Origin of the sequence: Acidovorax facilis (assembly GCF_023913775.1) — a bacterium.
Taxonomy (GTDB): Bacteria; Pseudomonadota; Gammaproteobacteria; order Burkholderiales; family Burkholderiaceae_C; genus Acidovorax; species Acidovorax facilis.
This window is the reverse complement of sequence record NZ_JAMXAX010000011.1, coordinates 1-25,981: the sequence shown is the minus strand read 5'-3', so window position 1 is coordinate 25,981 and position 25,981 is coordinate 1. Positions and strand designations below refer to the sequence as shown.

Sequence of the window (25,981 nt, the reverse complement as noted above, 5' to 3'; positions counted from 1 at the left end):
CTAAGTCTTGTTCCTCGATAGCTCAGTCGGTAGAGCGCCGGACTGTTAATCCGTAGGTCCCTGGTTCGAGCCCAGGTCGAGGAGCCAAGAATTTTGCAGGCCCTGCATGTGTACGCGGGGCCTTTTACATACCGATCATTCCTCGATAGCTCAGTCGGTAGAGCGCCGGACTGTTAATCCGTAGGTCCCTGGTTCGAGCCCAGGTCGAGGAGCCAGCCAAGAAGCCCGCCATGTTCACGCATGGTGGGCTTTTTCATTCATACGCCTCAAGAAAATCCACCACCCCTGTGCCTGCCTGACAATACAGTTCTTTGTCATGACTTGCGCAAAACAGGCCCAGGCAATCGGCCCACCCCAAGGCGAGGCGGCCGTTGCACCCCGATTTGCGCAAGTCCTATTTGTATTGCAACCCCATGCCCCCGCAACTGCCTTGGCTGGAGCTTGAAGATCCGCTACCAGACCCTGCGAAAGCATGGGGACCCGACGACCCCGCCCCCGGACTCCTGGCTGCCGGTGGCACGCTGGATGTAGCGCATCTGCGAGCGGCGTATGCCCAGGGCACGTTCCCCTGGTACGGCCCGGGGCAACCCATCCTGTGGTGGGCTCCCGATCCACGAATGGTCTTGCCCGTGGCGAACTTCCGACTCCATCGCTCGCTTCGCAGGACCCTGCAGGCATTCCGAGCGAATACAGCCTGCGAGATCCGCATAGACCACAACTTCCTGGAAGTGATCACGGCCTGCGCTACCAAGGAGCGCGACGGGCAGGCTGGCACCTGGATCGTGCCCGAGATGGTTGAAGCCTACACCCGCCTCCATGCAGCGGGCAATGCTCATAGCGTTGAAACCTGGATCGATGGAAAACTGGCAGGCGGCCTGTATTGCGTCGCACTGGGGCAGGCGGTGTTCGGTGAATCGATGTTCGCCCACGCTACCGATGCATCGAAAATCGCGCTTGCGGCCCTGGTGGCCTTGTGCCGCCGCCAGGGTGTGGCAATGATTGATTGCCAACAGAACACCCGGCACCTGGCCTCATTGGGAGCCCACGAAATCTCGCGAGCCCAGTTCCTGTTTCACATACAAAACGCACTGGACCAGCCCGCCCTCTCGTGGTCGTTTGAACCCGTATACTGGAACGAGCTGCTGCCCTTCACGGCGCCCACGGCATGACGCAACTCAATGACCTACCACTGCAGACCCTGCAGTTCTACGCGACAGCCCCTTACCCCTGCAGTTATCTGCCGGACAGGCAGGCACGGTCGCAGGTCGCCACGCCCAGTCACCTGATCCAGAGCGATGTGTATTCCGATCTCGTGGCCAAGGGGTTTCGCCGCAGTGGCATGTTCACTTACCGCCCCTATTGCGATGGCTGCCAGGCCTGCACCCCCTTGCGCGTGCTGGTGAACGAGTTTCAGCCGGATCGGAGCCAGCGGCGCGCTACCGTGCGGCACGGCAATCTGCAGGCGCGGGTATTGCGCCTGTGTTTTGTACCCGAGCACTATCAGCTGTATCTGCGCTACCAGAACGGCCGCCATGCGGGCGGCGGCATGGACCATGACAGCATCGACCAATACACGCAGTTTCTGCTGCAAAGCCGGGTGAATTCACGTCTGGTGGAGTTCCGCGAAACAGATGGCATAACAGGAGAGCCCGGCGCGCTCAAGATGGTGTCCATCCTGGACGTGCTCGACGACGGGCTTTCGGCGGTCTACACCTTCTACGAACCCGAGCCACATTGCAGCTACGGCACCTACAACGTGATGTGGCAGATTGCCCAGGCACGTTCCCTGGAGTTGCCCCATGTGTACCTGGGCTACTGGATCGAGGCCAGCCCCAAGATGAACTACAAGGCGCGCTTTCACCCCCACGAAATCCGGACCGATGGCCAATGGCATCGCGCCAGCCAGGGCGCCAATCAGAGCGGATGAATGCAGGTTTGCATTTCACAAGATAAAATGCTGCGGCCGTCACTGCATCGCCGCCCATGAAAAAAAACGATCCCAGCATCCCCGTCAAACCCAGCGTTCAGGTGCTTGAGCGCATGTTTACGCTGATCGATGTTCTGGCGTCACGCGAAGAGGCAATATCTCTCAAGGAAATCAGCGAGAAAACAGGGTTGCACCCGTCTACCACGCACCGCATCCTGAACGACCTCACGATTGGCCGTTTCGTGGATCGGCCAGAATCGGGCAGCTACCGACTGGGCATGCGCCTGCTGGAACTGGGCAACCTCGTAAAAGCGCGCCTGAGCGTGCGCGATGCCGCCCTGACCCCGATGCGCAACCTTCACAAGCTGATCCAGCAGCCCGTCAATCTCAGTATGCGCCAGGGAGATGAGATTGTGTATGTCGAACGTGCCTACAGTGAACGCTCCGGCATGCAGGTGGTGCGCGCCATTGGCGGACGGGCCCCTCTGCACCTTACCTCCACAGGCAAGCTCTTTTTGGCCCTGGACGACCCCCAGCGCGTGCGGGCCTATGCCACCCGAACCGGTCTGGCCGGACACACCCGCAACAGCATCACCCAATTGCCCATCCTGGAGCGTGAACTCGCCAAAGCGCGCCAGTACGGTATTGCCCGCGACAACGAAGAGCTGGAACTGGGCGTGCGCTGCATGGCCGCTGGCGTCTACGATGACCAAGGCAAGTTGGTAGCCGGACTGTCCATATCAGCACCCGCTGATCGACTGGACGAAGGATGGCTTCCCAAGCTCCAAGCCACGGCCAACGAGATTTCTCTGGCTCTGGGTCACACACCCAGCATGGAAGCGTCGGCATCCGGTGATGCAGGTTTGCGTCCGGGACTTCGCTGAGCATCGGGACACAACAGCTACCGTAGCCGCAGCCGAGCCTGATTCTTGCAAAAAAACCGACACAGGCAGTGATGCCCGGTCGGCCGGCGGATCCATCAAATCAGCGCACAAGGCGGACCGCACGAAATCCCGCCGACGCTACCAGCACCAAATGCTTGGCGCACGGGGGATGGATGTGCAAGCTACAGGATTAACTGCCTCACCCATTGGACCCTGCACGGGCCTGCAAAGGCGCCGTCAATGACGGCATCGACTCCACCCAATGGCGCACACGCTCAGCATCACCCAAGCGGCTGAATTTGCCCGCCGAATCCAGAAACACCATGATGAGCTTGCGACCGGCGATCTGGGTTTGCATCACCAGGCAGCGCCCTGCTTCCGAGATGTAGCCGGTTTTCTGGAGGCCAATGTCCCAGGTGGGGTTTTTTACCAGCCCATTGGTGTTGTTGTACTGCAGCGTCTTGGGGCCCACTGCCACCTCATATCCCGGTGACGTGGACAGTTCTCGCAGCAGGGGATCACCATGCGCCACATTCACCAAGGTAGCCAGGTCACGTGCGCTGGACTGGTTGCGGCTGGAAAGGCCGGTTGGCTCTACATAACGGGTATCGGTCATGCCTAGCAGGCGGGCCTTGACATTCATCTGCACGACAAACGCTTCGAGGCCACCAGGATACGTACGACCCAACGCATGCGCTGCGCGGTTCTCGCTGGACATGAGCGCCAGGTGCAGCATCTCGCCCCGGGTCAACGTTGAGCCCACCGTCAGGCGCGAGCGGCTGCCTTTTTCGGTATCAACGTCATCCTGGGTGATCGTAATGGGCTCATCCATCGGCAGCTTGGCCTGGGAAATCAGCAAGCCCGTCATGAGTTTGGTCAGGGACGCAATAGGAAGCACGGCCTGATCATTCTTGCTAAGCAGGACTTCATGCGTGTCCTGGTCGATGACGAGTGCGACGCTGGACTTCAGGTCCAGCGGATCACTTACCTCATGCAGCCCCGCCATTTGCCCGAACGACTGCTTGGCAGGCACAAAGGCCACACGGGTTGGCACCTTGGCGGTCTTGGCCGTGACACGCACGGCCCGGGTATTGGTAGCGACCTTGCGGGCCGGAGCAGCGCGCTTGGCATTGGCCGAACTGACTTGCTGCTTTTTGGCTGGCGCCTTGGAGCGCTCACCTGAGTGCGCAATCGGCACAACCAGCGCCGTACTGACGACGACAAAGCCCAAAAGCTGGAAAAAACGGGTCACTGCGGCGCGGTGGCGATGGTGCATCAAAGTGCTCCAAACGGTAATAAGTGTTGAGCAGTGTACAGAATCAAAAAAAGTCGCGCAAGATCAATACCTTGCGCGACTTTCCAAGAAAGTGAATGAAATTATAAATTGATCATTCAACCCTGTGCAGCCACCCGGTCAGCTTTACTTTGTAACTTGTTCAGCGCACTCAGATAGGCCTTGGCCGAAGCGACCACGATATCGGGGTCTGCGCCCACGCCGTTGACCACGCGGCCACTGTTCTGCAGGCGCACGGTGACCTCGCCTTGGCTCTCTGTCGAGCCGCTGATGGCGTTCACCGAGTACAGCACCATCTCCGCACCACTCTTCACATGCGATTCGATGGCCTTGAGTGAGGCATCCACAGGGCCGTTTCCTTCGGACTCGCCCCGCACCTCCTGGCCGTCTACCGTAAAGACGATGCGTGCTCGGGGGTGCTCACCCGTTTCACTCTGCTGGAACAGAGAGACAAAGCCATATTGCTCCCTTTCGCTGGTCACGCTCTCATCACTCACCAGCGCCAGGATGTCCTCGTCAAAAATCTCGCTCTTGCGATCGGCCAGCTCCTTGAAGCGCGTGAAAGCGGTGTTGACTTCGGTTTCACTGTCCAGGCTCACACCCAGTTCCTGCAGGCGCTGCTTGAAGGCGTTGCGGCCGCTGAGCTTGCCCAACACGATCTTGTTGGCGCTCCAGCCCACATCCTCGGCACGCATGATTTCGTAGGTATCTCGCGCCTTGAGCACGCCATCCTGATGGATGCCACTGGCGTGCGCAAAAGCATTGGCCCCCACCACGGCCTTGTTCGGCTGCACCACGAACCCCGTGGTCTGGCTAACCATCCGGCTGGCCGCAACGATGTGCTGGGTATCAATGTTGAGATCGAGGTTGAAATAGTCGCGACGGGTCTTAACCGCCATCACCACCTCTTCGAGCGAACAGTTGCCAGCGCGCTCACCCAGACCATTGATCGTGCATTCCACCTGGCGCGCACCGCCAATCTTCACACCGGCCAGCGAATTGGCCACGGCCATGCCGAGGTCGTTGTGGCAGTGCACGGACCAGATGGCCTTGTCGCTGTTGGGAATGCGCTCGCGCAGGGTCTTGATGAAGTTGCCGTACAGCTCGGGGATGGCATAGCCCACGGTATCGGGCACATTGATGGTCGTGGCACCCTCGGTGATCACAGATTCGAGCACACGGCACAGGAAGTCTGGGTCGCTGCGGTAGCCATCTTCGGGGCTGAACTCAATATCTCCAACCAGATTGCGCGCAAAACGCACCGACTGCTTGGCCTGCTCAAGCACCTGCTCTGGCGTCATGCGCAGCTTCTTTTCCATGTGCAGCGGGCTGGTGGCAATGAACGTATGGATGCGCGCGCTGTTCGCCCCTGCAAGCGCTTCGGCTGCGCGGGAAATGTCGCGGTCATTGGCGCGCGACAGCGAGCAGATGGTGGACTCCCTGATGGCATTGGCAATCGCCTGCACCGCCTCGAAATCTCCGTTAGAGCTGGCCGCAAAACCGGCTTCGATCACGTCCACCTTCAGGCGCTCCAGCTGGCGGGCAATTCGCAGCTTCTCATCCTTGGTCATCGAGGCGCCGGGGGACTGTTCGCCATCGCGCAAGGTGGTGTCGAAAATGATGAGTTTGTCAGCCATGTTGTTTCTCCTGGTACTGGTGGGGTGGGATTGGCCCGCAACACTAAAAATCTGGCGCCCAAAACAAAAGGCCCGTTGCGGGTGCATACGGGCCTTTGTGGAAAACGTGTGCGCGTGCGCCTACTGTCTCCGCCCGTGGGGAGGTAGCAGTAGGGCCAGTGCAAACGTATTCATGCGGTGCAATGTAGCACAACTGGCCAGGCATCATTCCAATCACTTGTGCAGTCCACGTTCGTCCGGTTCGTCCGTCGAGGTGCTGATCACGCTGCTGTGCTGCCCTTTGGCCTTGCGCCAGGCGTACACGCCGTAACCGCTCAGGCCGTAGAACACGAACACGCCAAACAGCACGATGGGCGGGTGGATGTTGATGATGGCAATGCCCAGCGCGATCAGCACAATGGCTGCAAAAGGCACGCTCTTTTTCATCTGCACATCCTTGAAGCTGTAGAACGGCACATTGGTCACCATGGTGAGCCCCGCGTACAGCGTGAATGCGAACATGATCCAGGTCGTCTGACTCCAGGTCAGCCAGTGGTCTTCACCAGGATGCACGCCCAGCTCGGTCATCAGCCAGATGAACCCCGCCACCAAAGCTGCAGCGGCTGGCGAAGGCAGCCCCTGAAAATAGCGCTTGTCCACCACGCCGGTATTCACATTGAAGCGCGCCAGGCGAAGCGCGGCACAGGCACAGTACACAAATGCGGCAATCCAGCCCCAGCGGCCCAGCCCCTGGAGGGACCACTCATAGGCGATCAGGGCAGGCGCCGCCCCAAAGGACACCATGTCGGAAAGCGAATCCATTTGCTCGCCAAACGCACTCTGGGTATTGGTCATGCGCGCTACCCGGCCATCGAGGCTATCGAGCACCATCGCACAAAAAACGCCCACGGCCGCCATATCGAAACGGCCGTTCATGGCCATCACGATCGAATAGAAGCCCCCAAACAATGCCGCCAGCGTGAACAGGTTGGGCAGGATGTAGATGCCCTTGCGCCGTTTGCGCACCATCACACCGGGGTTGTCGGTGGATTCATTGCCGTCATGCATTAAATTGACCTCCAGCGCTTACCCATATTGCGTGAGCAGCTATTAAATTTATAGTATCCGGCAATTCCCCGCTGCACAGGCAGGTCGCCGCGCGCCATCAAGGCGAAGGCCGCAGTGTAGCGCCTGCCCACAGGACCGACCGCCAACGAAAAAGGCCACCGAAGTGGCCTTGTGATGCTCCAGCGATGGAGAATCAGTTGCGGGTCTGATCGACCAGCTTGTTCTTGGCTATCCAGGGCATCATGGCGCGCAGTTGGCCGCCCACCTTTTCGATGCTGTGGTCGGCCGTGTTGCGGCGACGGGCTGTCATCGATGGGTAGTTCAGACGGCCTTCCTGGATGAACATCTTGGCGTAGTCGCCGTTCTGGATGCGCTTCAAGGCATTGCGCATGGCGGCGCGCGACTGCTCGTTGATCACTTCGGGGCCGGTCACGTACTCGCCGTACTCGGCGTTGTTCGAGATCGAGTAGTTCATGTTGGCAATGCCACCTTCGTAGATCAGGTCCACGATGAGCTTGAGCTCGTGCAGGCACTCGAAGTAGGCCATTTCAGGGGCGTAGCCAGCTTCGACCAGGGTTTCGTAACCCATCTTGATCAGCTCGACGGCACCGCCGCACAGCACGGCTTGTTCGCCGAACAGGTCGGTCTCGGTTTCTTCCTTGAAGTTGGTCTCGATGATGCCGGCCTTGCCGCCACCGTTGGCAGCTGCGTAGCTCAGAGCCAGGTCACGGGCCTTGCCGGACTTGTCCTGGTGCACAGCGACCAGGTGGGGCACGCCGCCGCCTTGGGTGTAGGTGTTGCGCACGGTGTGGCCAGGGGCCTTGGGGGCGACCATCCACACGTCCAGGTCAGCACGGGGCACGACCTGGTTGTAGTGCACGTTGAAGCCGTGGGCAAAGGCCAGCGAGGCGCCTTGCTTGATGTTGGGCTCGACGTTGTTCTTGTAGACGGCTGCGATGTCTTCGTCAGGCAGCAGGATCATGACCACGTCAGCGGATTTGACGGCGTCGTTGACTTCCAGAACCGTCAGGCCGGCCTTGCCAACCTTGTCCCACGATGCACCACCCTTGCGCAGGCCGACCACGACCTTCACGCCACTGTCGTTCAGGTTTTGTGCGTGGGCATGGCCCTGCGAGCCGTAGCCGATGATGGCCACGGTCTTGCCTTTGATCAGGCTCAGGTCGGTGTCTTTGTCGTAGAAAACTTTCATGGGTCGCTCCGGTTGAAATGCGTTGTTGGGGGTTGAAATGGGAAAAACGGGGTGAATTGTCTTACACGCGCAAGATGCGCTCGCCGCGGCCGATGCCGCTGGCACCCGTACGTACGGTTTCCAAGATGGCGGTGCGGTCAATGGCCTGCAGAAAAGCGTCGTTCTTCGACTGGTCGCCGGTCAGCTCAATCGTGTAGCTCTTCTCGGTCACGTCGATGATGCGGCCACGGAAGATGTCGGCCATGCGCTTCATCTCCTCGCGCTCCTTGCCCACCGCGCGCACCTTCACCATCATGAGCTCGCGCTCGGTGTAGGCACCTTCGGTGAGATCGACCACCTTCACGACCTCAATGAGGCGGTTCAGATGCTTGGTGATCTGTTCGATCACATCGTCGGAGCCCGTGGTCTGGATCGTCATGCGCGAGAGCGATGGATCCTCAGTGGGCGCCACGGTGAGCGATTCGATGTTGTAACCACGGGCAGAAAACAGGCCGACAACGCGCGACAGCGCACCGGGTTCGTTTTCCAGCAGAACGGCAATGATGTGTTTCATAGGTGCAGATTCCTCTTTTCGCTGCCCTCCCCCGTGCACGGTAATGCATGGGCTTGGCAGGCAATAGATTCGTCAAAAAAGTGAATGCTATCTATTCGATAGCTGGTAGCGCTTGATGAACAAGCGCTGGAGGCCGATTTGGCTTAAAGGTCCTCCGACCCCAGCAGCATCTCGGTAATGCCCTTGCCGGCCTGGACCATCGGGAACACGTTCTCGGTGGGGTCGGTGCGGAAGTCCATGAACACGGTGCGGTCCTTGAGCTTGCGGGCTTCGCGCAGAGCGGGCTCTACGTCCTTGGGACTCTCGATCAACATGCCCACATGGCCGTACGCCTCTGCCAGCTTCACGAAGTTGGGCAGCGCGTCCATGTAGCTGTGGCTGTAGCGGCCGGAGTATTCGATCTCCTGCCACTGCCGCACCATGCCCAGGTAGCGGTTGTTCAGCGAGCAGATCTTGATCGGCGTGTTGTACTGCAGGCAGGTGGACAGCTCCTGGATGTTCATCTGCACCGAGCCTTCGCCAGTGATACAGAACACCTCGGACTGCGGCTTTGCCAGCTTGATGCCCATGGCGTACGGGATGCCCACGCCCATGGTGCCCAGGCCGCCAGAGTTGATCCAGCGGCGTGGCTCGTCAAAGCGGTAGTACTGCGCGGCCCACATCTGGTGCTGGCCCACGTCGGACGTGATGTAGGTGTCCGCGTCCTTGGTCATGTTCCACAGCGTCTCGACCACGTACTGGGGCTTGATGACGTCTGGGCTGCCCATGCTGTACTTGAGGCAGTCGCGCTTGCGCCAGCCTTCAATGGTGTCCCACCAGGCGGCCAGAGCACCCGAGTCAGGGCGCGTGCTGCTCTCGCGGATCATGGAGATCAGCTCGGTGAGCACGTCCTTGACGTCGCCGACGATCGGGATATCGACCTTCACGCGCTTGGAAATGCTCGACGGGTCAATATCGACGTGGATGATCTTGCGGTCGTTCTGCGCAAAGTGCTTGGGATTGCCGATCACGCGGTCATCAAAACGCGCGCCCACAGCCAGCAGCACGTCGCAGTTCTGCATGGCGTTGTTGGCCTCGATGGTGCCGTGCATGCCCAGCATGCCCAGGAACTTGCGGTCCGACGCGGGGTATGCACCCAGGCCCATCAGCGTGTTGGTGACTGGGTAGCCCAGCATGTCCACCAGCGTGCGCAACTCATTGGTGGCATTGCCCAGCAGCACGCCACCGCCGGTGTAGATGTAGGGGCGCTTGGCCGCCAGCAGGAGTTGCAGCGCCTTGCGAATCTGACCACCATGGCCCTTGCGCACAGGGTTGTACGAGCGCATTTCCACGCTTTGCGGATAGCCGCTGTACGGTACCTTCTTGAAGGAAACGTCCTTGGGCACATCCACAACCACGGGGCCAGGACGGCCGGTGCGGGCAATGTGGAAGGCCTTCTTCATCGTCATGGCCAGATCGCGCGGGTCCTTGACGAGGAAATTGTGTTTGACGATGGGGCGGGTAATACCGACCGTGTCGCACTCCTGGAAGGCATCCAGCCCGATGGCGGGGGTGGGCACCTGTCCGGAAATGATCACCATCGGGATGCTGTCCATGTACGCCGTAGCGATACCGGTCACTGCGTTGGTGAGACCTGGACCGGATGTGACCAGCGCAACGCCCACTTCACCCGTGGCACGTGCGTAGCCGTCAGCAGCATGCACGGCAGCCTGCTCATGGCGCACCAGCACGTGCTGGATGGTGTCTTGTTTGTAGAGCGCGTCGTAGATGTAGAGAACTGCACCGCCGGGATAGCCCCAGATGTACTGGACGTTCTCAGCCTGAAGCGACTTGATGAGGATCTCGGAACCCATGAGGTCCTGAGCACCGGAAGCGGGGGAGGTGTTGCCCTGCGAAGCAGCGGCCGCTGAAGAGATTTCAGCCTTGGAGATTTCCATGATCGATCAACCTTTGTGAATTTCTCTGACGAAAAACCTTGGGTGCTCCTAACATGCGCTCTTGTGAAGCCAGCTTGGAACTTGAGGCCAAGGACATGGGCGGGATGATTGCCGCGCCGGACCGTGACCCGTTTGCCTTTGAATTGCAGTAGCGATTATCGCACTGCAACACATGTAAAACTGCCATCCCCCGAAAAAAACCCTGGCGGATGCGATAATCAAAGGCTCCACGTGCCGGATAGCCACATTTTTGTGAACTCACCGGCACCGATCCCCTCCCGGGCTGACCCGTCTTGGCAACCGAACGAGAACTCTCCGACTTCCTCAAAAGTGTAGAAAAGCGCGCATTCAAGCGCTCGGTCTACCACGTTCGCAATGAGGAAGCGGCGCTCGACATCGTGCAGGACAGCATGCTCAAGCTGGCAGAGCACTATGGTGACAAGCCGGCGGCTGAGCTGCCCATGCTCTACCAGCGCATACTTTCCAACTGCACGCTGGACTGGTTTCGCCGCCAGAAAACCCGCAATGCACTGTTTTCGAGCATGAGCGACTTTGAAGGTCCCGGCGAAGATGGCATGGATTTTGATCTGCTTGAAGCGTATTCAGGACCGGAAAATGGGGAACGAGCGGAGAGCGCCGAGGATCTGACCCGGCGGGCGCAGATCTTTCACGGGATCGATGCCGAGATTGCCGAGCTGCCCCCACGTCAACGGGAAGCGTTCCTGATGCGTTACTGGGAAGAAATGGATGTAGCAGAAACGGCAGCCGCCATGGGCTGCTCCGAAGGCAGCGTCAAAACGCACTGTTTTCGTGCCATACAAACCCTCAGCAAGGCACTGAAGGCCAAAGGAATCGAGCCATGAACACTGTACAGACCCCATCGACACAGGCAGAAGCTGCGGCAGAGCGCTTTGCACTGCGCGTCACGGCGCGCTTGTCCAGCGGCGCCGACGAATTGCCTTACGACATTTCCGAACGGCTGCGCGCCTCGCGCATGCAAGCCCTTGACAAGCGCAAGAAAGACACCGTGCCGGTGCGTCTGGCGGCACCCGTTGTGGTGCATGCGGGTGGCAGTGCCACGCTGGGCCGTGGCGGCAACGAGGGTGGCGGCTGGTGGAATGCACTGGTGTCTGCCGTTCCGCTGATGGCACTGGTAGTGGGGCTGGTGGTCATCAACATTGCCCAGGACGAAAGCAGCGCCAATGACCTGGCCGAAGTCGATGCAGCCCTTTTGACCGACGATTTGCCGCCAGCAGCCTACGCTGACCCTGGCTTCGTACAATTCCTCAAAACCTCTGCCCCGTCGAACTGAGCCCCGCCCCCGACCGCGTACTGCATGCACCCAAGTTCACCCGACGCTTCCCCTGCCCTGCCAGCCTTCGTGCTGGCTTTGGCGCTCTTGGGCGTGCTCGCAGCGGTGGGTGGCCAGGTGCTGGTACAGATGCGCATGGCACCCGGCACCCTGCTGCCTGCGGGGGCTGAAGCTGCGGTTGCCAGTCCCAACAATGCCCGCACGTCCACCCGGCCTGGCGCCATGGCAGTGCCACAGGTCGAGACCGGCCCGGGCTGGGAAACCCTGACCACGCCCCAGAAACTGGCGCTGTACCCACTGGCAGAGCGCTGGGCGCTCATCAGCGAAGCGCAAAAGCGCCGCTGGCTTGCGCTGGCCGCCAATTTCTCGGCGCTTCCTGAAGAAGAACAGGCCAAGTTTCATGACCGCATGACGGACTGGGCCAGCCTGAGCGCACAGCAGCGCAACCAGGCCCGGCTGAACTATGCAGTCACCAACCGGCTTGCCCGCGACGACAAACGCGCCCAGTGGGAGGCCTACCAGGCGCTATCCGACGAGGAAAAACGTGCGCTGGCTGCGCGTGCCGCCCCCAAGCCCAAGGGCGCCGCCACGGCCTTGCGCCCCGTGTCGCCCAAGAAGCTGGCCCAGGTTCCTGCGGCCACGCAGGCCAACCCCAGCCGCCCCAACGCACCGAAGATTCCGCCCGTGCTCGACCACAGCGCCCCCCGTGTGGCGGCACCGGTCACCCCCACGGCGCCCCCGGCGACCGGCGTGCCCACGCAAAATCCGGCCTCCAACGTGGTCGAGACTGCCCCCGTCTCGATTCCGGTGGCAGTACCAGCAGCACTCCCCCCTCTGGGCGCAGGTTCTGCAGAAACACCTGCGACAACAGCGCCCATGGTCACTCCCGACAACTCTGGCCTGTATCCTCAGTAGTCCCGTCGCTGGCCGACACTCTCCGCCTTGCTTTCGCCTTCTGGAATGACCGCCACCCCTCCCGCCCCAGCACCGCAGGCATCCCTCTCTGCAAAGACCTCTTCCGCCGCCCTCGGCCCCACGCCCAATTTGTGGCGCCGCATGGCCTGCTGGCTGTATGAGGGCATGCTCATGTTCGGGGTGGTCTTCATTGCAGGCTACCTGTTCGGCACCCTGAGCCAAACCCGCCACGCCCTGGACAACCGGCACGCCCTGCAGGCCTTTCTGTTTGTGGTGTTTGGCATTTACTTCACCTGGTTCTGGGCCAAAGGCCAGACCCTGGCTCAAAAGACCTGGCTCATCCGTGTGGTGGACACCGCCGGGCAACCCATCACCCAGGCGCGTGCGCTGCTGCGCTACCTGCTGAGCTGGGTGTGGTTCCTGCCGCCCTTGGCAGCCTATCTGTTGGGGGTCTCGGCCATTGAAGTGCTGGTGCTGCTGTTCGGCTGGGTTGCCATCTGGGCCATCCTGAGCCGCTTTCATCCAGAGCGGCAGTTCTGGCACGACGCCCTGGCAGGCACGCGCCTGGTGCACTTCGAGCTTCCGAAAAAGTAGCACCCGCGCGCGGGCTGCAACGCCCGCTGTCATGCGGCTGCGACACAATATCCCTATGCCCCTGTCCCCACCCGAGTCCTCCGCGCCCGCCAACCCCCAGAAGGCCCGCACGGGCTTGAACCGCATCTGGCACGCTGCGGGTTACTCCATCGAAGGCCTTCGCGCAGGCTGGAACGAAAAGGCATTCCGCCAGGAAGCCATTGCAGCCATGGTGCTGCTGCCCGCGTCTCTCTGGCTGGGGCAAAGCTGGGTAGAAACCGCGCTGCTGGCAGGCTCTGTGGTAATCGTGATGATCGTGGAGCTGCTCAACACCGGCATCGAAACCGCCATCGACCGCATCGGCCCCGAGTGGCACGACCTTTCCAAACGCGCCAAGGACATGGGCAGCGCTGCCGTGCTGCTGGCCTTGCTGCTGTGCGCGGGCATCTGGGGTGCAGCGGTTTTTCAGAGGATTTTCCATGGCTGAACCGACTTTTTCCGTGTGTGTGTATTGCGGCTCGCGACCTGGCGAGAACGCGGCCTTTGCCGACGCTGCCAAAGCCGTGGGCCAATGGATTGGCCAGCACGGCGGCCAGCTGGTGTATGGCGGCGGCCGCAGCGGCCTCATGGGTACGGTGGCCGAGGCCACGCGGCTTGGGGGCGGGCGCGTGGTGGGCGTGATTCCCCAGGCCCTGGTCGACAAAGAGCTGGCCAACCGCCAATGCGACGAGTTGCACATCGTGCAGACCATGCACGAACGCAAGGCCATGATGGCCGAGCGCAGCGATGCCTTTTTGGCCCTGCCCGGCGGTATCGGCACCTTTGAAGAACTGTTTGAAGTGTGGACCTGGCGTCAGCTGGGCTACCACGACAAGCCCCTGGGCCTGCTCAATGTGGCCGGCTACTACGACGGCCTGCTGGGCTTCCTGCAGACCAGCGTGGCCAGCGGCTTCATGGGGGAATGGCAGATGGGCCTGCTGCACGCCTCCACCGATGCCGAGGCACTGCTGCGCACGCTGGTGCAAGACGCCGGCCCCGACCAAGCGCCCATCCCGCTGCGCTCGGTGATCTAACGGCCTTCAAAGACTGGCGCAGCGCAAGGCAAGTGCCACCGTGGAACTGGCTTTGCCAGGCCACTGGTGGCGTCCCCCTCAGGGGGAAGGCGCGAAGCGACTCAGGGGGAGCTTATACAGCCGCGTCGTCCAGATCCCCAGTACGGATACGCACCACACGCTCCACGGCCGTCACAAAAATCTTGCCGTCGCCAATCTTGCCGGTGCGCGCCACATTCACGATGGCGTCCACACAGCGGTCCACGTCCTCGGTTTTCACGACAACCTCGACCTTGACCTTGGGCAGGAAGTCCACCACGTACTCGGCGCCACGGTACAGCTCGGTGTGGCCCTTCTGACGGCCAAAACCCTTCACCTCGGTCACGGTGAGACCGGTCACGCCACACTCGGCCAGGGCTTCGCGGACTTCTTCGAGCTTGAAGGGCTTGATGACGGCGGTGATCATTTTCATGGCGGGTCTCCTGGAGGATGTAAAAAAATGGGGGCTGAAAGCGCAGCGCCGAAGCGTCACGCCCTGAATTTGCTGGTGATAGGGTAACGCCAGTCCTTGCCAAAGCTGCGGCGCGTGACGCGAATCCCTACCGGCGCCTGGCGGCGCTTGTACTCGTTGAGCTTGATGAGGCGCGTGACACGCTCCACATCGGCACGTTCAAAGCCGCTGGCGATGATGGACTCGATGGGCTCGTCGTTCTCCATGTAGCGCGCCACGATGGCATCCAGCACCTCGTAGGGCGGCAGGCTGTCCTGGTCTTTCTGGTCGGGCCGCAGCTCAGCGCTGGGGGGGCGCGTGATGATGCGCTCTGGAATCGGACTGGCGCCCGTGCCATACGGGTCGTTGGCGTTGCGCCAGCGGGCCAGGTCGAACACGCGGGTCTTGGCCACGTCCTTGATCACCGCAAAACCGCCCGCCATGTCGCCATACAGCGTGCAGTATCCCGTGGACATCTCGCTCTTGTTGCCTGTGGTGAGCACGATGGAGCCGAACTTGTTGGACAGCGCCATGAGCAGCGTGCCCCGGATGCGCGCCTGCAGGTTTTCTTCGGTCGTGTCTTCGGGCAGCCCTGCAAAATCGCTGGCGAGTGCGGCCTTGAAGGCCTCGAACTGCGGCTTGATGGAGATCTCGTCGTAGCGCACGCCCAGGCGCTCGGCCATATCGCGCGCGTCGATCCAGCTGATGTCGGCCGTGTAGGGCGAAGGCATCATCACCGTGCGCACCTTGTCGGCCCCCAGCGCATCGACGGCAATCGCCAGCACGAGGGCCGAATCGATGCCCCCCGACAGCCCGAGCAGCGCGCCAGGGAAGCCGTTCTTGCCCACATAGTCGCGCACGCCCAGCACCAGGGCATCCCACAGGTCAGCCTCCAGGCTTTTCTCTGGAGCTACGTCTGCTTCAATTTTTATAGCATTTTGCGCTTGATGGACCTGCGCAAACACCAGTTTTTCTTCAAAACCCGGCCCCCGGCAGGCCACCGAGCCATCGGCGTTGAGCGCGAACGAGCGGCCTTCAAACACCACTTCATCCTGCCCGCCGACCAGGTGCGCGTACACCAGCGGCAAACCCGTCTCGGCCACACGCTCGCGCATGGTGGCTTCGCGCTCGGCACTCTTGCCCAGGTGGAAAGGCGATGCATTGATCACCGCCAGCATTTGTGCCCCCGCTGCTGCGGCATCGCGTGCAGGGGTAGCAAACCACGCGTCTTCGCACACCAGCACCCCCACGCGCACGCTTTCCACCTCGAAGATGCAAGGCTTGTCGCCCGCCACAAAGTAGCGGCGCTCGTCAAACACCTGGTAGTTGGGCAGCTCGCGCTTGGCATAGGTCTGCTCGATCTGCCCATCGCGCAGCAGGCTGGCGGCATTGAAGCAGGCGCTGAACGCCGGAGCGTCGGGCGCCACGGCCTGCGGGTGGCCCAGCACGATGGCCAGGCCTTTCAACCCCGCAGTCTCGCGGGCCACGGTTTTCACGGCATCATCACAGGCCGCAATGAAGGCGGGGCGCAGGAACAGGTCTTCGGCCGCATAGCCGCAAATCGCCAGCTCGGGCGTCAGCAGCAAGCGGGCGCCCTGGGCATACGCCTCGCGGGCCGCCGCAATGATCTTTTGGGCGTTGCCGGGCATGTCGCCCACGACAAAGTTGAGCTGCGCAGTGCAAATGGAGAGCGTCATGGAACTGGAATCGGCCCCTGCGGCCAGGTTGAACACCGCCCACACGGGCCCGCAGCTTGCAAAACAAAACCGGGGCGTGCATGGCTGAATCTGCCATTATCGCCCGCGTACTTGCCACTGCGCTGGACGTGGATGCTGCGGCCTGGAACACCCTGCTGGCCCAGCAAAGCCACCCCACGCCCTTCATGCGCCACGAGTACCTGGCCGCCCTGGAGACCAGCGACAGCGCCACCCCACGCACCGGCTGGGCGCCGCGCTTCATGACCCTGTGGGAGGGCGACACCCTGATTGCCGCCTGCCCGCTGTACCTCAAGAACCACTCCTACGGCGAGTACGTGTTCGACTGGGCCTGGGCCAGCGCCTACGAACAGCACGGCGTGCCCTACTACCCCAAGGCCGTGATCGCCGTGCCCTTCACCCCCGTGCCGGGCAGCCGCCTTTTGGCCCGTGACGATGCTGCACGCGCTCTGCTGGTGCAGGCGGTGTGCCAGTGGTGCGAGGACGAAAACGTGTCGTCCGTGCACATCCTGTTTGCCAGCGACGACGACGTGCTAACCAGTGCGCAGCAAGACCTGATGCTGCGGCACACCGTGCAGTTCCATTGGAAGAACAATCAATACTCAGACTTCGACCATTTTTTGGCCAGCCTCGCCCAGGACAAACGCAAGAAGATCCGCCAGGAGCGCCGCCGCGTGGCGGATGCCGGGGTCACGTTTCGCTGGTCGCGCGGCGCGGACATCAGCGCAGCCGACTGGGATTTTTTCTACCGCTGCTACGAACGCACCTACCTCGAACACGGCAACCCGCCCTACCTCACGCGGGACTTCTTCGCCCGCATGGCGGCCCACATGCCCGAGGCCTGGCTGCTGTTTGTGGCCGAGCGCGACGGCCAGCCAATTGCTAGCAGTTTGATAGCTATCAGCGCTTTACCATCCAGCGCTGGCAGCCAAAAAGACCAAAACATTGTGGCCTACGGCCGGTATTGGGGCGCGCTGGAGCGCGTGGACTGCCTGCACTTTGAAGCGTGCTACTACCAGCCGCTGCAATGGTGCATCGAGCACGACGTGATCCGCTTTGAGGGCGGCGCCCAGGGCGAGCACAAGATGGCCCGCGCCCTGCTGCCCGTGCAGGCCACCAGCGCCCACTGGCTGGCGCACCCGGCTTTTGCCGACGCGGTGGAGCGGTTCCTGCAGCGCGAAGGCGCCGGCGTGGCCGAGTACCTGAGCGGACTGCACGAACGCAGCCCGTTCAAGACAGCCTGAGCGAGCGCAACGCCTGCCCGCCCCACACCAGCTTGCACCAGCCTGACAACGCCACTAGCGCGTTGGATGCGCCCAACCTCGGGTTCTCCCGACCTCGGCACAGCTTTTGCAACGGCATACTGGCGGCCGCCCGCACCCGGGCTGCGCACCACGGCGGCCCATCCGCCCGCCCGTCAACCCACAGCACCCTCACCATGGCCGCTCCGCAGCATGTCCCATTTCTGACGGTGGAAGACGAAGACGACTGGGTCGTCTCATTCGCGCTGGGCCCACAGGGCGCCCACCGCCTCACCCTGGTACGCACCCCCCGGCTGGAATTCATGCTGCGACCCGAGCAGCGCGGTGTTTCGGTGGGTGCCGAAGCGGGCCAGCGCCCCGCCCTGCTGGTCGCTGTGCAGTGGGGCCCCAAAAGCGTGGACGTGGTGTCCACCGCCAAGCGCTACAGCCTGGACATCAGCAAGGTAGACAACGCCACCCGCACGGCGGCACTGCGTGTGCTGGGCAAGATGAACTTTGACCAGCGTTTTCAGCTGGCAGGCAACTGACCAACGGCTGCCGACGGCCCGTCAAATGCTCACAAATAGATAGCTGTCTGCGCTTTCCTGAAAAGCGCTACGGGCCAATTTGATTCAACCATTCAGGCCAGCAGAGTGGGCCAATGCGGTCCATTTGCGCTCGCTCGCAGCGGACTCCACCACCTTTTCGATAAAGCGCACCCCCTCGGCACCATCTTCCACGCGCGGATAGTCGGCCGCCAAAGGGTCGGCCGCGCGGCCAGCGGCACGCGCGCGGATGTCGGCCACCACACCCAGGTAGATGTTCGCAAAGGCTTCGATGAACGCCTCGGGGTGCCCCGCAGGGATGCGCCCGGCGCGCCGCGCCGATTCGCACAGCCACGGCGAGCCGCGCGTGAGGATGCGGCGCGGGCCGTCCACGGGGGAGTGGATGAGCTGGTTGGGCTCTTCCTGCCGCCAGGTGATGGTGCCCAGCGTGCCGGACACCTGCAGGCGCAGGTCGTTCTCCAGCCCCGCTGCCACTTGCGATGCCACGATGAAGCCGCGTGCGCCGCTGTCGTAGCGCAGCAGCAGCTGGGCGTCGTCGTCCAGTCTGCGCCCGGCACCAAAGGTGGTGAGGTCGGCGCACACCCAGGCGGGGTGCTGGCCGGTGACGGTGGCAGCCAGGTTTTCGGCGTGTGATCCGATGTCGCCCAGGGTGCCTGCGCTGCCGCTGCGCGCCGGGTCCAGCCGCCAGTCGGCCTGCTTGTTGCCGCCGCCCTGCTCCACCGCCGTGGCCAGCCAGCCCTGGTTGTATTCGACGGTGATCTTGCGGAGCTGGCCCAGCGCGCCGCTGTGCACCAGGTGGCGCGCCTCGCGCACCATGGGGTAGCCGGTGTAGTTGTAGGTCACGCCAAACACAGTGCCCGTCTTCTTCACGGCCGCCACCAGTTCTTCGGCCTGGGCGCTGGTGTGCACCAGCGGCTTGTCGCACACCACATGGAAGCCCGCCTGCACAAACGCCAACGCCACCGGGTAGTGCACATGGTTGGGTGTGACGATGCTCACCAGGTCGATGCGCTCATGCGCCGGGCGGCGCAGTTCGTCGGCCAGCAGGTCTTGCCAGCTACCGTGGTTGCGGTCGTCCGCGAGGCCTAGCTCGGCCCCCGAGGCGCGGGCGCGCTCGGGCGATGACGACAGCGCGCCCGCCACCAGCTCAAACTGGCCGTCAAGCGCCATGGCCTTGCGGTGCACCGCGCCGATGAAGGCGCCATGGCCGCCGCCCACCATGGCGTAGCGGAGCTTTTGGGGACTGGACATACGAAACGCCTTTGCTCGCTGTGTGTTGTTATGGTTTTGGAAATGGGCAGCGGCTAGGCCTGCTTGTCGCGCGCAAAAACGGCGTCGAACGCGCCCGCCGCCGGCTTGAAGTCGAGCCGCTTGCAGAACGCCGCGCTCTCCGTGGCACCGTGCACGCGGTCCATGCGGCTGTCTTCCCACTCCACCGACAGCGGGCCCTGGTAGCCGATGTCGTTGAGCGCAACGATGATGGATTCGAAATCGATCATCCCGCGCCCCACGCTGCGAAAGTCCCAGTTCCGCCGCGCATCGCCAAAGCTGGTGTGCCCGCCAAAGGTGCCCACCGTGCCGTCGCCCTTGCCCCACCACACGTCCTTCATGTGGGCGTTGTAGATGCGGTCGGCAAACTGGCGGATGAACTTCACGTAGTCCACGCCCTGGTAGGCCAGATGGCTCGGGTCGTAGTTGAAGCCAAAGCGCTTGTTGCCGCCCACGGCTGCAATCGCGCGCTCGGCCGAGGCGATGTCAAACGCGATCTCGGTGGGGTGCACTTCGAGTGCAAAGTTGATGTCGTGCTCTTCGAACACATCGAGGATGGGGCCGAAGCGCCTCGCAAAATCGGCAAAGCCCTTGTCCCAATACGCCTGCGTGGTGGGCGGGAACGCATAGATCGAATGCCATACCGACGAGCCGGTGAAGCCCGTGACCGTCTTCACGCCGAACTTCGCGGCAGCGCGCGCCGTGTCGGCCAGCTCGCTCGCGGCCCGCTGGCGCACGCCCTCGGGCTCGCCATCGCCCCACACATGGGGTGGCAGGATGGACTGGTGGCGCTCGTCGATCAGGTCGCACACGGCCTGGCCCACCAAGTGGTTGCCGATGGCAAAACACTGCAGGCCGTGCTGGGCCAGCAGTGCGTGTTTGTCTTTGACGTACTGGGGCGACGACAGCGCCTCCTGCACGTTGAAATGGTCGCCCCAGCAGGCCAGCTCCAGGCCGTCGTAGCCCATGCTTTTGGCCAGGGGCGCAAGTTCTGCCAAAGGCAGGTCGGCCCACTGGCCGGTGAAGAGGGTGACGGGTCTTGGCATGGCGGCTCCAAGGGGCGGGGGTTGCAGTTGCATGGCGGCAAGCAGCTATTATTTCGATAGCTGCTTGCGCTCTATGAATAGGCGCTAGCTGCCTATTTGGTTCAAAAAAACCATCAGAATGGAGAGTCCGGGAAGTAAAAGTCCTTCGCCGTTTCCTTGGTGATCAGCACCGACGGAATGATGGTGTTGGCGGGCAGCTTTTCGCCCTTGATCCGCGCCTCGGCCGTGAGCTTGATCGAGTCGTAGATGAACTTGGGGCTGTACGACACGTTGGCCTGGATGAGCGGGTTGCTGCCATCCATCAGCGTCTTGATCATGCCCTTGGCACCCGCGCCGCCAAACACCAGCTTGATGTCCTTGCGCTTGGCCTGCTCGATGGCCTTGAGCACGCCCACGGCCATGTCGTCGTCGGCGGCCCACACGGCGTCGATCTGCGGGAAGCGGGTCAGGTAGTCCTGCATCACCTTGAAGGCGTCGTCGCGGTTCCAGTTGGCGTACTTGGCGTCCAGCAGCTTGATGCCGGGGTGGTTCTTCAGCACGCTGTTGAACGCGTCCATGCGTTCGTTGTCCAGCGTGGTGGCAATGCCGCGCATGGCCACCACGTTGCCCTTGCCGCCCAGTGCCTTGGCGATGTACTCGGCCGGAATCTTGCCGAAGGCCGTGTTGTCACCGGCCACATACGCGTCCTGCGCGCTGGTGTCGGTCAGCCCCCGGTCCACCACCGTCACGTACACGCCCTTGGCCTTGACCTGGGCCACGGGCTTGGTCAGCGCGGCGGATTCGAATGGGAAGATGACCAACGCATTGATCTTGTTCACCGTGACCAAGTCTTGCAGCTGGTTGGCCTGCTCGGGCGCGCCACCTGCCGTCTTGACGATGACCTGCAGGCCGGGGTGGGCCTTTTCTAGGTCCTTCTTGGCCTGGTTGGCCCAGTACACGATGCCGCCGGTAAAGCCGTGCGTGGCCGACGGAATGGCCACGCCCACCACCGTCTTGTTGGCCTGCGCCATGGCGGGGGCGGCCAATGCGAAGGCGGCGGCGCCCACGGCCGAGAGGGCCAGGCGGCGGGTAAAAGAAGTAAGTTGGCTGTTCATGCGTTGTCTCCTGTTGCTTTGGAATAAGGCCATGGAAGCTGGCCGGCTGGGGAACACGAAAGTCAAATGACCTACCGAGAAAAACGAAGATCCATCACCGCTTGCCCCTTTGCATGAAGGCAACCGCAATAATCACGAAGCCCTGCACCGCCGCATTCAGGTACACGCTGATGATGCTGGTGAGGTTGAGGATGTTGCTGATGACCGACAGCAGGATGGCCCCCACCACCGTGCCGGTGATGCTGCCCGCCCCGCCCTTCAACACCGTGCCGCCCACGATGACAGCGGCAATCGCCTCCAGCTCCCACAGCAGCCCCGTGGTGGGCGATGCAGAGCCCAGGCGCGGCACATAAAGCAGCGTGGCGATGCCCACGCACACGCCCAGCAGCATGTACGTCAGGATCTTGATTTTGTGCACATCCACCGCCGCGTACTGCGCCACCTGCTCGTTGGAGCCGATGGCCTGCACATAGCGGCCATAGGCCGTGCGGTTCAGGATCACGCCGCCCACCAGCGCCACCAGCAAAAAGATCCACACGGGGATGGGCACACCCAGCAGGTTGGCGTAATACACCGGGCTGTAGATGTCCGACAGATCGTTCTCGAGCGTGATGGCGCCGCCGTTGGAGAAGTACGTGAGGTACGCACGGAAGATGCCCAGCGTGCCCAGCGTGACGATGAAGGGCTCGATGCGTCCCTTGGTAATGAGCAAGCCGTGCACCAGCCCGAACACTGCGCCCAGCACCACCGCCAGCAGCATGCCCACCACCACGGCCGCCATGGGCGAGCCCAGCACGGGCGCCATGGCGTTCATGAACAAGATGACCGAGCCCGCAATCAGCGCCGCCATCGACCCCACCGACAGATCGATGCCGCCCGAGATGATCACAAAGCACATGCCCACCGCGATGATGCCGATGAAGGCCGTGCGCGTGAGCACGTTCATCACGTTGTCGTAAGTGGCGAAGTTGCTGTTGAGCAGCGTGCCCGCAATGCACAGAAGCACCAGGCCAATGACTGGGCCCAGCCCGTGCAGCTTGCCCCACCAGGCCGTGGCACCGCCGTGGCGGCCTTCGCCGGGTACCGCGGGTGCGGTGGGCGCTGCCGCAGCCGCTGCGGTGGGTGCGTTTTCAGCGGGTACCTGTGGCATGTGCGATCAACTCCTCTTCGGTCAAATTAGGCTCTTGGAGCGTGGTCTGCAGCCGCCCGGCGCGCATCACCGCCACGCGGTGGCACAGGCCGATCAGCTCCATCAGTTCAGACGAGATCACCACAACAGCAAGCCCCTGCTCTGCCAGGCGCTGCACCAGGTGATAAATCTCGCGCTTGGCACCCACGTCCACGCCGCGCGTGGGCTCGTCCAGCACCACCACGCTGGGGCCGGGGTGCAGCACCTTGGCCAGCGCCAGCTTTTGCTGGTTGCCGCCCGACAGCGACGAGGCGCGCACATCGAGCGACCCGGTGCGGATGCCGAACTCCTGCACCGCACCACGCAACGCGGCCTGCTCGGCCACCGGGTTGAGCCAGGGCTTGGCGTACCGCTCCAGCGCCATCAGCGTCAGGTTGGGCCGCAGGCCAAAGTGCACGTGCAGGCCCTTGCCCTTGCGGTCTTCGCTCAGATACGTCAGGCCGTGGCGCGCCGCATCGCGCGGGCTTTTCAGCTGCACGGGCTTGCCTGCCAGCTCTACGGTGCCCGCAGAGCGCGGGCGCAGGCCCAGCAGGCCTTCAAACAGCTCCGTGCGCCCCGCGCCCACCAGCCCGGCAAAGCCCAGAATCTCGCCGCGCCGCACTTCAAAGCCAATGTCCTCGGCCCAGCCCGGCACCGTCAGGCCGCGTACCTTGATGGCCGGTGCACCGTCCTGCGGTGCGGGCAGCTTGGGCGGGAACAAATCCGCCAGCTCGCGGCCCACCATCAGGTTGGCCATCTGCCGGCGCGTCACGCTGGCCGTGGGCTCGCGCGCTACCAGCAGGCCGTCGCGCATCACCACCACCTCGTCGGTGGTACGTTCCACCTCGTCGAGCTTGTGCGATATGTAGATGATGGTCACGCCCGCGGCCTTCAGCCCGGCCATCAGCGCAAACAGGCGCTCCGTCTCGCCGGGAGTCAGCGTGGCAGTGGGCTCGTCCATGATGAGCAGGCGCGCATTGCGGGCGAGCGCGCGGGCAATCTCCACCAGCTGCTTTTCAGCCACGATGAGCTTGCGCACGCGCGTGTCGGGGTCCAGTGGCAGGCCCACTTGCGCAAGCGCCTCGCGCGTCTTTTCGCGCATCGCCTTGTCGTCCAGGAAGGGGCCCTTCTTGATCTCATGGCCCAGGAAGATGTTCTGCGCAATCGTCAGGTCGTCCGCCAGGTTGAACTCCTGGTGGATCAGCACAATGCCCTGCGCCTCGGCCGCGCGCGATCCACCGCCCGGGGCGCGCACCGCGCCGTCCACCACCACCTCGCCGGTGGTCGGGCTCTCGTACCCCGCCAAAATCTTCATCAGCGTGGACTTGCCCGCGCCGTTCTCGCCCAGCAGGCCATAGACGCGGCCCGGCTGCAGCGCAAAGCCCACGCCGTGCAGCACGCGCACCGGGCCAAACTCCTTGGTGACGTTGCGGAACTCGACGGCCACGCTCATCGCGCTACTCCTGCGCCAACGCCCGCACCCGTCACCGAGCCCGCGCGCGACAGGCTCTCCTGCATCGCCAGCACGCCCGCGCCCACCACACCGGCATCGTCGGCCAGCGGCGCGTATTGAATCTCCAGGTGCCGCGTAGACAGCGCCAGCGACCGGTGGTACACGCTCTGCCGCACCGACGCGAGGAACAGCGGCCCCATGTCCGTCACCCGCCCCGCAATGAACACATGCGACGGGTTGAAGAAGTTGACGATGGACGCCAGCATCTGCCCCACCAGGCTGCCCGCGCGCTGGATGATGGCGTTGGCCGCCACATCGCCCGTGCGGCTGGCCTGGGCTACGTCTTCAATGGTCAGCGTGCCCGTGCTTTGCAGCCGCTCGGCCAGCAGCGCGCTTTCGCCGCGCTGCGCCGCCTCGGTGGCCATGCGCGCCATGGCGGGCGCGGCCGCCATCGCCTCCACACAACCCTGGTTGCCGCAGTGGCAGCGCGGGCCGTGCTGGTCCACACAGATATGGCCCACATCGCCCGCCGATCCATTGGCGCCCCGGTACACCTGCCCATGGCACACGATGCCGCAGCCAATGCCCGTGCCCACCTTGATGACCAGGAAGTTGGGCAGATTGCGCTGCAGCCGGTACATCTCGCCCAGCGCCATGAGGTTCACGTCGTTGTCCACAAACACTGGCGCGGCAAACGCCTCGCGCAGGTAGTCGCGGATGGAAAAGCCGTCCCAGTCGGGCATCAGCGGCGGGTTGACGAGCTGCCCGCTTTCAAAATCCACCGGCCCCGGCACGCCCATGCCAATGGCAATCACCTGATTGGGCGCCAGCCCGCAGCGCGCCAGCAGCTCGCGCATCAGCCCGCGCACCCGCGCCAGGATCACGCCCGGCCCCTGGCGCACATCAATGGGCTCGCGGTGCCGCGCCAGCACCGTCATGTCGGGCCGCATCACCGCTATCTGCATGCTGGTCGCGCCGAGGTCTGCGCCAATCACCACGCCCAGGGTTTCGCTCAAACGCAGAGTTTCGGCACGCCGGCCGCCAGAGGATTCCTGCAGGCCCACCTCGTCGAGCAGCCCCTCGTCCAGCAGCGCCGCCACCATGGCGTTGGCCTTGCTCTTGGAATAGGCCAAGCGCTGCGCCAGCGCATTGCGGGACGCGCCTGCGGACCAAAAGATGGTCTGCAAGACGCTCAGGTCTTCGGTGCCGCAGTGACTCCAGCGGGTGGATGGCAAGGCTTGTCTCCTGTCATGTTTTTGTGCAGCACCTCATGGGGGTGGGTGCTTGACAGGGATGCTATGCGGTCTACTTTGGCCGGGCAAGACTGAACTTTGACCTAATTTAGTCGAAAGTTGAGATATCCGGCCGTGAGGCGCTAACCATTAAGCTTGGGCTTGCCGCTAAGCGGTAGGTTACGACGCGTCGATTTTTGGAACCTTAGCTGTCACATCCCGGACGATTGCATAGACTTCAAACGCTATCCACTCTTCATGGCGCGAGCGGTTCTAAAGGAGTTGATAGAGTCCTTGCAATCCACCCAGGGAGTGAAGCCATGTTGATAGCCCTGCACAAGAACGCCCGCACCACGCCCGCCGTGC

25 protein-coding genes and 2 tRNA genes are annotated in these 25,981 nt (G+C 62.8%); 13 read left to right on the top strand and 14 right to left on the bottom strand.

Features of this window, described 5'->3' with window-relative positions; translation table 11 throughout:
• Nucleotides 1-11: 11 nt before the first annotated feature.
• From NFX52_RS06025 to NFX52_RS06005, 5 genes are all read left to right on the top strand, one after another.
• Nucleotides 12-87: transfer RNA gene (locus NFX52_RS06025), tRNA-Asn, on the top strand.
• Between the two features lie 52 nt (nt 88-139).
• Nucleotides 140-215 (top strand) — tRNA-Asn (locus NFX52_RS06020).
• Nucleotides 216-413: 198 nt separating this feature from the next.
• Nucleotides 414-1,169, top strand: coding sequence for a leucyl/phenylalanyl-tRNA--protein transferase (gene aat / locus NFX52_RS06015; RefSeq protein WP_055393791.1), 756 nt, complete (start codon nt 414-416; stop codon nt 1,167-1,169).
• Nucleotides 1,166-1,927 (top strand): arginyltransferase, encoded by a 762-nt coding sequence (locus NFX52_RS06010; protein WP_055393789.1) that lies wholly within the window; start codon nt 1,166-1,168, stop codon nt 1,925-1,927. The genes aat and NFX52_RS06010 overlap by 4 nt, the downstream gene beginning before the upstream one ends.
• A gap of 56 nt (nt 1,928-1,983) precedes the next feature.
• Entirely contained in the window at nt 1,984-2,811 is an 828-nt protein-coding gene (locus NFX52_RS06005) for an IclR family transcriptional regulator (protein WP_055393786.1), read from the top strand.
• 199 nt (nt 2,812-3,010) lie between these two features.
• Here NFX52_RS06005 and pbpG read toward each other — a convergent pair whose 3' ends face one another.
• From pbpG to NFX52_RS05975, 6 genes are all read right to left on the bottom strand, one after another.
• Nucleotides 3,011-4,087, bottom strand: coding sequence for a D-alanyl-D-alanine endopeptidase (pbpG, locus tag NFX52_RS06000; RefSeq protein WP_055393785.1), 1,077 nt, complete (start codon nt 4,085-4,087; stop codon nt 3,011-3,013).
• 116 nt (nt 4,088-4,203) lie between these two features.
• Nucleotides 4,204-5,742: a 2-isopropylmalate synthase gene (locus tag NFX52_RS05995; protein ID WP_055393783.1), complete on the bottom strand. Its 1,539-nt coding sequence runs from the start codon at nt 5,740-5,742 to the stop codon at nt 4,204-4,206.
• Nucleotides 5,743-5,955: 213 nt separating this feature from the next.
• Nucleotides 5,956-6,789, bottom strand: coding sequence for a CDP-diacylglycerol--serine O-phosphatidyltransferase (gene pssA, locus NFX52_RS05990; RefSeq protein WP_055393781.1), 834 nt, complete (start codon nt 6,787-6,789; stop codon nt 5,956-5,958).
• Between the two features lie 193 nt (nt 6,790-6,982).
• Nucleotides 6,983-7,999, bottom strand: a complete 1,017-nt coding sequence (ilvC, locus tag NFX52_RS05985) for a ketol-acid reductoisomerase (protein WP_055393779.1) — start codon at nt 7,997-7,999, stop codon at nt 6,983-6,985.
• A 61-nt stretch (nt 8,000-8,060) separates the two neighbouring features.
• Complete coding sequence (ilvN, locus tag NFX52_RS05980) at nt 8,061-8,552, bottom strand: acetolactate synthase small subunit (RefSeq protein WP_007857867.1); 492 nt, start codon at nt 8,550-8,552, stop codon at nt 8,061-8,063.
• A gap of 143 nt (nt 8,553-8,695) precedes the next feature.
• Nucleotides 8,696-10,489: an acetolactate synthase 3 catalytic subunit gene (locus NFX52_RS05975; protein ID WP_055393777.1), complete on the bottom strand. Its 1,794-nt coding sequence runs from the start codon at nt 10,487-10,489 to the stop codon at nt 8,696-8,698.
• A 293-nt stretch (nt 10,490-10,782) separates the two neighbouring features.
• Between NFX52_RS05975 and NFX52_RS05970 the strand changes: the two genes are divergently transcribed.
• From NFX52_RS05970 to NFX52_RS05945, 6 genes are read left to right on the top strand one after another with little or no spacing between them, the layout of a single operon-like run.
• Entirely contained in the window at nt 10,783-11,352 is a 570-nt protein-coding gene (locus NFX52_RS05970; RefSeq protein ID WP_055393776.1) for an RNA polymerase sigma factor, read from the top strand.
• Complete coding sequence (locus tag NFX52_RS05965) at nt 11,349-11,801, top strand: DUF3619 family protein (RefSeq protein WP_055393774.1); 453 nt, start codon at nt 11,349-11,351, stop codon at nt 11,799-11,801. The genes NFX52_RS05970 and NFX52_RS05965 overlap by 4 nt, the downstream gene beginning before the upstream one ends.
• A 24-nt stretch (nt 11,802-11,825) precedes the next feature.
• A complete protein-coding gene (locus NFX52_RS05960; protein WP_207401877.1) occupies nt 11,826-12,716 on the top strand; it encodes a DUF3106 domain-containing protein in 891 nt (296 codons plus the stop codon).
• Between the two features lie 45 nt (nt 12,717-12,761).
• Nucleotides 12,762-13,310: an RDD family protein gene (locus NFX52_RS05955; protein ID WP_055393768.1), complete on the top strand. Its 549-nt coding sequence runs from the start codon at nt 12,762-12,764 to the stop codon at nt 13,308-13,310.
• Between the two features lie 55 nt (nt 13,311-13,365).
• Nucleotides 13,366-13,776: a diacylglycerol kinase gene (locus NFX52_RS05950; RefSeq protein ID WP_055393766.1), complete on the top strand. Its 411-nt coding sequence runs from the start codon at nt 13,366-13,368 to the stop codon at nt 13,774-13,776.
• On the top strand, nt 13,769-14,362 hold the full coding sequence (locus NFX52_RS05945) for an LOG family protein (RefSeq protein ID WP_055393764.1): 594 nt from the start codon (nt 13,769-13,771) through the stop codon (nt 14,360-14,362). Before NFX52_RS05950 ends, NFX52_RS05945 begins: the two co-directional genes overlap by 8 nt.
• Before the next feature lie 112 nt (nt 14,363-14,474).
• On the opposite strand, the gene NFX52_RS05940 is transcribed toward NFX52_RS05945, so the two are convergent.
• Together NFX52_RS05940 and NFX52_RS05935 are read right to left on the bottom strand one after the other, a co-directional pair.
• The gene (locus NFX52_RS05940) at nt 14,475-14,813 is read right to left on the bottom strand and encodes a P-II family nitrogen regulator (protein WP_007857855.1); all 339 of its coding nucleotides are present in this window, start codon (nt 14,811-14,813) and stop codon (nt 14,475-14,477) included.
• Nucleotides 14,814-14,869: 56 nt separating this feature from the next.
• Nucleotides 14,870-16,528 (bottom strand): NAD+ synthase, encoded by a 1,659-nt coding sequence (locus NFX52_RS05935; RefSeq protein ID WP_055393928.1) that lies wholly within the window; start codon nt 16,526-16,528, stop codon nt 14,870-14,872.
• 80 nt (nt 16,529-16,608) lie between these two features.
• Here NFX52_RS05935 and NFX52_RS05930 point away from each other — a divergent pair, with 80 nt between their 5' ends.
• Both NFX52_RS05930 and NFX52_RS05925 read left to right on the top strand, forming a co-directional pair.
• The gene (locus NFX52_RS05930; RefSeq protein ID WP_055393762.1) at nt 16,609-17,790 is read left to right on the top strand and encodes a GNAT family N-acetyltransferase; all 1,182 of its coding nucleotides are present in this window, start codon (nt 16,609-16,611) and stop codon (nt 17,788-17,790) included.
• Between the two features lie 194 nt (nt 17,791-17,984).
• Complete coding sequence (locus NFX52_RS05925; RefSeq protein ID WP_010461104.1) at nt 17,985-18,335, top strand: hypothetical protein; 351 nt, start codon at nt 17,985-17,987, stop codon at nt 18,333-18,335.
• 84 nt (nt 18,336-18,419) lie between these two features.
• Here NFX52_RS05925 and NFX52_RS05920 read toward each other — a convergent pair whose 3' ends face one another.
• From NFX52_RS05920 to NFX52_RS05895, 6 genes are all read right to left on the bottom strand, one after another.
• The gene (locus NFX52_RS05920; protein ID WP_055393760.1) at nt 18,420-19,604 is read right to left on the bottom strand and encodes a Gfo/Idh/MocA family protein; all 1,185 of its coding nucleotides are present in this window, start codon (nt 19,602-19,604) and stop codon (nt 18,420-18,422) included.
• A gap of 53 nt (nt 19,605-19,657) precedes the next feature.
• Nucleotides 19,658-20,668, bottom strand: a complete 1,011-nt coding sequence (locus NFX52_RS05915; protein ID WP_055393758.1) for a sugar phosphate isomerase/epimerase family protein — start codon at nt 20,666-20,668, stop codon at nt 19,658-19,660.
• A 113-nt stretch (nt 20,669-20,781) separates the two neighbouring features.
• Complete coding sequence (locus NFX52_RS05910) at nt 20,782-21,762, bottom strand: substrate-binding domain-containing protein (RefSeq protein WP_055393756.1); 981 nt, start codon at nt 21,760-21,762, stop codon at nt 20,782-20,784.
• Nucleotides 21,763-21,856: 94 nt separating this feature from the next.
• The gene (locus NFX52_RS05905) at nt 21,857-22,912 is read right to left on the bottom strand and encodes an ABC transporter permease (protein WP_202907106.1); all 1,056 of its coding nucleotides are present in this window, start codon (nt 22,910-22,912) and stop codon (nt 21,857-21,859) included.
• Nucleotides 22,893-24,383, bottom strand: a complete 1,491-nt coding sequence (locus tag NFX52_RS05900; protein ID WP_055393754.1) for a sugar ABC transporter ATP-binding protein — start codon at nt 24,381-24,383, stop codon at nt 22,893-22,895. The genes NFX52_RS05905 and NFX52_RS05900 overlap by 20 nt, the downstream gene beginning before the upstream one ends.
• Nucleotides 24,380-25,618: an ROK family transcriptional regulator gene (locus NFX52_RS05895; protein ID WP_369801313.1), complete on the bottom strand. Its 1,239-nt coding sequence runs from the start codon at nt 25,616-25,618 to the stop codon at nt 24,380-24,382. Before NFX52_RS05895 ends, NFX52_RS05900 begins: the two co-directional genes overlap by 4 nt.
• Nucleotides 25,619-25,981: the final 363 nt, after the last annotated feature.